The organism is Stutzerimonas tianxiuensis, from assembly GCF_053470365.1.
Window position 1 is genome coordinate 166022 of the sequence record NZ_JBPVWS010000002.1, and the last position, 7155, is coordinate 173176.

The 7155-nt window shown below is 58.4% G+C and carries 5 protein-coding genes and 1 tRNA gene; all 6 read left to right on the forward strand.

Going from position 1 to position 7155, the window contains the following annotated elements; translation table 11 throughout:
• The first annotated feature begins 39 nt into the window (after nt 1-39).
• On the forward strand, nt 40-1266 hold the full coding sequence (locus ACSSNI_RS03490) for a hypothetical protein (protein WP_200639346.1): 1227 nt from the start codon (nt 40-42) through the stop codon (nt 1264-1266).
• Nucleotides 1267-1330: 64 nt separating this feature from the next.
• A complete protein-coding gene (gene ltaE / locus ACSSNI_RS03495; protein ID WP_200639347.1) occupies nt 1331-2335 on the forward strand; it encodes a low-specificity L-threonine aldolase in 1005 nt (334 codons plus the stop codon).
• A 179-nt stretch (nt 2336-2514) separates the two neighbouring features.
• The gene (alaS, locus tag ACSSNI_RS03500) at nt 2515-5139 is read left to right on the forward strand and encodes an alanine--tRNA ligase (protein WP_200639348.1); all 2625 of its coding nucleotides are present in this window, start codon (nt 2515-2517) and stop codon (nt 5137-5139) included.
• Nucleotides 5140-5290: 151 nt separating this feature from the next.
• Nucleotides 5291-6526: an aspartate kinase gene (locus ACSSNI_RS03505; RefSeq protein ID WP_200639349.1), complete on the forward strand. Its 1236-nt coding sequence runs from the start codon at nt 5291-5293 to the stop codon at nt 6524-6526.
• Between the two features lie 179 nt (nt 6527-6705).
• Nucleotides 6706-6891, forward strand: coding sequence for a carbon storage regulator CsrA (gene csrA / locus ACSSNI_RS03510; RefSeq protein WP_003283978.1), 186 nt, complete (start codon nt 6706-6708; stop codon nt 6889-6891).
• A 62-nt stretch (nt 6892-6953) separates the two neighbouring features.
• Nucleotides 6954-7044: transfer RNA gene (locus ACSSNI_RS03515), tRNA-Ser, on the forward strand.
• Nucleotides 7045-7155: the final 111 nt, after the last annotated feature.

The window sequence follows — 7155 nt, forward strand, 5'->3', positions numbered from 1 at the left end:
CGCGTCGTCATAGCACTGAACCCAATCTGGAGCCGCTCGATGCCCCGCCGTCAGTTACCGCTGCTTGCCGTTCTGTTGCTCTCATTCGTGACGCCACTTCAAGCGGCCAAACGGGTCGATCTGGACTACACCGTCAAGTTCGTTCCCGAACAGGATGCGGCAGAAGTGGAGCTCCTCCTTGAGGATGGCAGCGCCGTTAAGTTTCTCGATCTGAATCTCGGCGGGGAAGGTGCCTACAGCGATTTCCAAACCGATGGCGAAAGCAGCTGGGAGCAGCAGGGTGGTCGCGGTGTCTGGCGGCCCGCGCCTGGCGAGGCGCGGCTGAATTACCGGGTCAAGATCAGTCATCAGCGCAAAAACGGCCGCTTCGATGCGCGGATGACCGACGACTGGGCATTGCTGCGCGGAGACGATCTGGTGCCTGCCGGTCGGCTTGACCAGCAGGATGGCGTCAGGCTGGTTTCTCGACTGCAGTTCGAGCTGCCGGCAGGTTGGAAGAGCGTAGAGACCGGCTGGCCACGTATCGGCAAGAATCGCTTCCGCATCGACAATCCCGAGCGCCTTTTTGATCGCCCAACCGGCTGGGTTCTTGCCGGCAAGCTAGGCAGCCGCCGCGCCCAATTGGGCGAGACTGATGTATCGGTGTCAGGTCCGGTGGGCGAGGGGCTGCGCAGGATGGATATCCTCACCTTGCTGACCTTCGTCTGGCCTGAAATGCAGAATGTATTCCCGCGCGATCCCGGAAAACTATTGGTTGTCGGGGCTGGTGACCCGATGTGGCGGGGCGGCTTGTCTGGCCCTAACTCGCTGTTCATGCACGCCGACCGGCCATTGGTCAGTGAGAATGGCACCAGTTCGCTGGTGCACGAGCTGGTTCATGTGTTCAGCCGAATCTCCGATGCAGACCGCAGTGACTGGATCAGCGAAGGGCTGGCCGAGTACTACGCAATCGAACTGATGCGCCGCGCTGGCGGCATGAGCGAGGATCGCTACCAGGCGGTCAGGGAGCACCTGACCAAATGGAGTCGCAAGGTCGATAGTCTACGTACCGAGCGATCCAGTGGCCCGATCACAGCCAGAGCTGTGCTGCTGCTACAGGAGCTTGACCGGGAGATCCGCCAGCGCAGCAAGGGCCGCCACTCGCTGGATGACGTTGCACGGGGCTTGATGCGCCTAGACCGGGTAACCACTGAAGACTTCATCGATATCACTGAAACAATGTTGGGTGGTGGGTCGAAGGTTTTGGATACTCGGTTGTTGCGTTAAGGTCGTCCCGGCTGCACAGGCGGCGTGTGACCTGTGGACGAATCCATTCGGGTAAGGATCTTTGATGAATCTGATTGATCTTCGCAGCGATACGGTCACGCAGCCCACCTCGGCGATGCGCGAGGCCATGCTGGGTGCCGTCACCGGCGATGATGTGTATGGCGAGGATCCTACGGTCCGCCAGCTGGAGGAGAGCCTGGCGGCGCAGCTGGGATTACAGGCTGGATTGTTTGTCCCCAGCGGAACCATGAGCAATCTGTTGGCGCTGATGGCGCATTGCGAGCGGGGCGACGAGTACATCGCCGGTCAGTTGGCCCACGCTTACAAATACGAGGCAGGCGGCGCCGCGGTGCTTGGTTCGATCCAGCCGCAGCCTGTCGAGATGGAGCCGGATGGTTCGTTGGATCTGGCTCGCGTCGCGGATGCAATCAAGCCGGATGACTTCCATTTCGCCCGCACGCGTTTGCTAGCTCTGGAAAACACCATGCATGGCAAAGTCCTGCCGCTCGCCTATTTGGCAGAGGCTAGAGCGTTTACGCATGAGCGTGGACTCGCTCTTCATCTGGATGGCGCTCGACTGTTCAATGCAGTGGTCAAGTTGGGTTGCACGGCACAAGACATCGGCCGCCATTTCGATTCGGTGTCGGTGTGTTTGTCCAAGGGGTTGGGTGCGCCTGTCGGTTCGGTGCTATGCGGTGAGAAAGCCTTTATCGCCAAGGCTAGGCGGCTGCGTAAGATGGTCGGCGGTGGCATGCGTCAGGCCGGCGTGCTGGCAGCGGCAGGGCTCTACGCGCTGGATCATCAGGTGCAGCGCCTCACCGAGGATCACCAGCGAGCGCATGACATCGCGAAAGGCTTGGTAGCGCTGGGCTATAGCGTCGAGCCGGTCCAGACCAACATGGTATACGTCGATATGGGCGATCGTGCGGCGTCGCTCAAAGCGTTTTGCTCGGGGCGCGGAATCGTCCTCACGGCGGCGCCTCGATTGCGGCTGGTAACGCACATGGATGTATTGCCCGAGCATGTCGAGCCAATTCTTGAAACCTTCGCCGCCTTCCTCAAGGCATAGGTTCGAATCGCTGTCGAATAGCTTGATTCAATCTTATTTATCCTCTATGCGCGCGGCAAAGGGCCGATATAATGCGGCCCTTTGCCGGCTATCCGTATGGTTAGCTGTGAACCGGCTCCCGGTGCCGCCTCGCCGCGTCGTTTTGCAGCCGTTCGGCCGCAGTCCTCTGGAAGAGATCTATGAAAAGCGCAGAAATCCGTGAAGCCTTCCTCCGCTTCTTCGAAGAGAAGGGCCACACCCGTGTGGCCTCCAGTTCGCTGATTCCCGCGAACGATCCGACCCTGTTGTTCACCAATGCCGGCATGAATCAGTTCAAGGACTGCTTCCTCGGGCTGGAAAAACGCGCCTACACCCGCGCAGCCACCAGTCAGAAGTGCGTGCGCGCCGGCGGTAAGCACAACGATCTGGAGAACGTCGGCTACACCGCGCGCCATCACACCTTCTTCGAAATGCTCGGCAACTTCAGTTTTGGCGATTATTTCAAGCGCGATGCGATCAACTACGCTTGGGAATTCCTGACGTCTGACAAGTGGCTGAAGCTGCCCAAAGAAAAGCTCTGGGTCACCGTCTACGCCAGCGACGACGAAGCCTATGACATCTGGACGAAGGAAGTGGGGGTCCCGGCCGAGCGCATGGTCCGGATTGGTGACAATAAGGGGGCGCCGTACGCCTCCGACAATTTCTGGGCCATGGGTGACACCGGGCCATGCGGTCCCTGTACCGAGATTTTCTTCGACCACGGCGACCACATCTGGGGCGGCCCTCCGGGTTCGCCAGAAGAAGACGGCGACCGTTACATCGAGATCTGGAACAACGTATTCATGCAGTTCAATCGCACCGCCGATGGTGTGATGCATCCGCTGCCGGCTCCGAGTGTCGATACCGGCATGGGGCTGGAGCGCATCAGTGCTGTGCTGCAGCACGTCAATTCGAACTATGAGATTGACCTTTTTCAGAGTCTTTTGAACGCCGCTGCTCAGGCCATTGGCTGCAGCAACGAAGGTCAGGCTTCGCTCAAAGTTGTGGCCGATCACATTCGTTCCTGCGGCTTCCTGATCGCCGACGGCGTGACGCCTTCCAATGAAGGACGCGGCTACGTGCTTCGCCGTATCGTTCGCCGTGCCTGCCGTCATGGCAACAAGCTCGGCGCCAAGGGCAGCTTCTTTTACAAGCTCGTCGCCGCATTAGCTGCGGAAATGGGCGATGCCTTTTCCGAACTGAGGACCCTGCAGGCGCACATCGAGCGCGTGCTGAAGACTGAAGAAGAGCAGTTCGCCAAAACCCTTGAGCAGGGCCTGAAAATTCTCGAACAGGATCTGGCTGACCTTCAGGGCTCCGTGATTCCTGGTGACGTGATCTTCAAGCTGTATGACACCTACGGCTTTCCGGTCGACCTGACCGGCGACATAGCGCGTGAGCGCGAGTTGACGCTCGACGAAGAAGGGTTCGAGCGTGAAATGGAGGCGCAGCGTGAGCGGGCGCGTTCGGCCAGTGCCTTCGGCATGGACTACAACAGTCTGGTCAAGGTCGAGGGTGAAACGCGCTTCACGGGCTATATGGGTACCTCCGGCAGCGGCAAGGTGCTGGCGTTGTTCAAGGAAGGCATTGCAGTACAGAGCCTGTCGGCAGGCGAGGAGGGTGTGGTCGTTCTCGACGAGACGCCGTTCTACGCCGAATCCGGCGGGCAGGCTGGCGATTGCGGATACCTTTCGGCTGACGACCTGCGCTTCGATGTGCGCGACACTAGCAAAGCCGGTGGTGCGTTCCTGCATCACGGCATCCTGGACAGTGGCAATCTCCAGGTAGGTGCGAGCGTGGAGGCGACGGTCGATGCTTCCGTGCGCCAATCCACGGCGCTGAACCACTCTGCGACGCATCTCTTGCACGCAGCACTGCGCCAGATGCTTGGTGAGCACGTGAGCCAGAAAGGCTCGCTGGTCGACAGTCAGCGGCTGCGCTTTGACTTCAGCCATTTTGAGGCGATCAAGCCCGAACAGCTGAAGGCGCTCGAAGACAAGGTCAACGCCGAGATCCGTAACAATTCGGCAGTTGAGACTGAGGAAACCGACATCGAGACGGCTAAGAGCAAGGGTGCGATGGCGCTGTTCGGCGAAAAGTACGGCGATCAGGTGCGCGTGTTGACCATGGGGGGCGGTTTCTCTGTCGAGCTGTGCGGCGGGACTCATGTCAAACGGACCGGCGACATAGGCTTGTTCAAGATCGTCAGTGAAGGCGGTGTGGCTGCAGGCGTTCGGCGCATCGAAGCGGTCACTGGCGAGCAGGCGCTGGCCTATCTGAACCGGGCCGAGGAGCAGTTGAAAGAGGTTGCCGGCTTGGTAAAAGGCAGCCGTGACAATTTGCTAGACAAGCTGGGCGCGATGCTCGAACGCAACCGCCAGCTGGAAAAGGAATTGGAACAGCTCAAGGCTAAAGCGGCCAGTGCTACTGGTAATGATCTGGCCAGCGCCGCCGTGGACGTTAAAGGCGTGAAAACCTTGGCCGCTCGCATTGATGGTTTGGACGGCAAGGCGCTCCTGGCCTTGGTGGATCAATTGAAAAACAAGCTCGGCAGCGGCGTCATCCTGCTCGGTGGCGTGCAGGACGAAAAAATTGTGCTCGTGGCTGGCGTTACGCAGGATCTCACCGGCCGTTTGAAAGCTGGTGAACTGATGAAGCAGGCTGCTGCGGTTGTTGGCGGCAAAGGCGGCGGTCGTCCGGATATGGCACAAGGCGGTGGGAGCGATGTGAGTCGCCTCGACGAAGCATTAGCCATCGCCGAGGGGTTCGTCGCGAACGGCTTGTAAGCAGGGGAGTGCCAGGTTCGCCTGGCCGCAAGGGACTGTGGGTTCGGTGCCTGCGTCGAATCTGAGCCTGGTCGGGCCGATGTCGTTAGCACTACGTGATGCTGGCTGGAATGATTAACAAGCGCCCTTGACGGGCTTAGGCGGCGATGAGATGGCTTTGATCGTACAAAAGTTTGGAGGTACCTCGGTTGGCTCCGTCGAGCGCATCGAGCAAGTGGCGGCGAAGGTCAAAAAGTTCCGCGAAAAAGGCGACGATATAGTCGTAGTGGTCTCGGCCATGAGCGGGGAGACCAATCGGCTCATTGATCTGGCTAAGCAGATCAGCGAGCAGCCTGTGGCCCGCGAGCTGGACGTGATGGTGTCTACAGGGGAGCAGGTGACTATTGCTCTGCTGGCGATGGCGCTGATCAAGATCGGTGTGCCTGCCGTGTCCTATACAGGCAGCCAGGTTCGCATTCTGACCGACAGCGCCCATACCAAGGCGCGCATCCTCCAGATCGATTCGCAGCAGATCCAGAAAGAGCTCAAGGCTGGGCGTGTCGTCGTCGTGGCCGGTTTCCAGGGCGTGGACGAAAGCGGCAACATCACAACCCTTGGCCGTGGCGGCTCAGATACCACCGGTGTGGCGCTGGCCGCTGCGCTGAAGGCTGACGAGTGCCAGATATATACCGACGTTGATGGGGTTTACACGACTGACCCGCGTGTTGTTGCCAAGGCTCAGCGTCTGGACAAGATCACGTTTGAAGAGATGCTCGAGATGGCGAGTCTCGGCTCCAAGGTCTTGCAGATCCGTGCCGTGGAGTTTGCCGGCAAGTACAGCGTACCGTTGCGTGTGCTGCACAGTTTTCAAGAGGGTCCAGGAACCCTCATTACCCTTGATGAAGAGGAATCCATGGAACAGCCCATCATTTCCGGCATCGCGTTCAATCGTGACGAAGCCAAGCTGACTATTCGTGGCGTGCCGGATACCCCGGGGGTGGCCTTCAAGATTCTCGGGCCGATCAGCGCGGCGAATGTCGAGGTAGACATGATCGTGCAGAACGTCGCGCACGATAACACCACGGATTTCACTTTCACTGTTCACCGCAATGACTATCACAACGCGCTGCAGGTGCTGGAAGGCATTGCTCGCGATATGGGCGCTCGCGAAGTCGTAGGCGACACCGAGATAGCCAAGGTGTCGATTGTCGGCGTAGGCATGCGCTCTCATGCTGGCGTTGCCAGCCGCATGTTTGAAGCGCTGGCGAAGGAAAACATCAACATACAGATGATCTCTACTTCAGAGATCAAAGTGTCGGTTGTGATCGAGGAAAAGTACCTTGAGCTGGCGGTGCGGGCGTTGCATACCGCGTTTGAGCTGGATGCGCCTGCGGGCAAGGGAGAATGACGCGCTAAGTGCGACTGATTCGAGCCTTCCGTCGATTTCGCCGGGGCTGAAGGAACTTTAGAGTCGTTGTTACTGGTCAATAGCTGGTGAAAGGCTCTAGGTCGATGTTTCACGGAACATTATCCGTCTTTATCTTTGCAGACTGTTTACTGAATTGAATCCGTTTTAAGGAGAAAGGAATGCTGATTCTGACTCGCCGGGTCGGAGAGACCCTGATGGTGGGTGACGATGTGACTGTCACTGTGCTGGGTGTCAAAGGAAATCAAGTGCGCATAGGAGTGAATGCACCCAAAGAGGTAGCGGTGCATCGCGAGGAGATTTATCAACGGATCCAGAAAGAAAAAGATCAAGAACCAAGCCATTAATATTTATGTGATTTTTGGCTTTGCAAGCGGGGCGAAGATGGGTATCATGCGCCCCGTGTTGCGGAGAGGTGGCCGAGTGGCCGAAGGCGCTCCCCTGCTAAGGGAGTACATCTCAAAAGGGTGTCGGGGGTTCGAATCCCCCCCTCTCCGCCATTTTGCATAGTTTGGTTGTGGGTCGGTTTTGCGGTGCGGTTTGATGGTAAATCATTGAGCTAAAAGAGCTTGACCAACAGATTCACAAACTTATAATGCGCACCCTCAAGT

Coding starts and splice junctions, on each gene's coding strand:
- ACSSNI_RS03505 (WP_200639349.1), top strand. CDS start 5,291: ATGGCTTTGATCGTACAAAAGTTTGGAGGTACCTCGGTTGGCTCCGTC.
- csrA (WP_003283978.1), top strand. CDS start 6,706: ATGCTGATTCTGACTCGCCGGGTCGGAGAGACCCTGATGGTGGGTGAC.
- ACSSNI_RS03490 (WP_200639346.1), top strand. CDS start 40: ATGCCCCGCCGTCAGTTACCGCTGCTTGCCGTTCTGTTGCTCTCATTC.
- ltaE (WP_200639347.1), top strand. CDS start 1,331: ATGAATCTGATTGATCTTCGCAGCGATACGGTCACGCAGCCCACCTCG.
- alaS (WP_200639348.1), top strand. CDS start 2,515: ATGAAAAGCGCAGAAATCCGTGAAGCCTTCCTCCGCTTCTTCGAAGAG.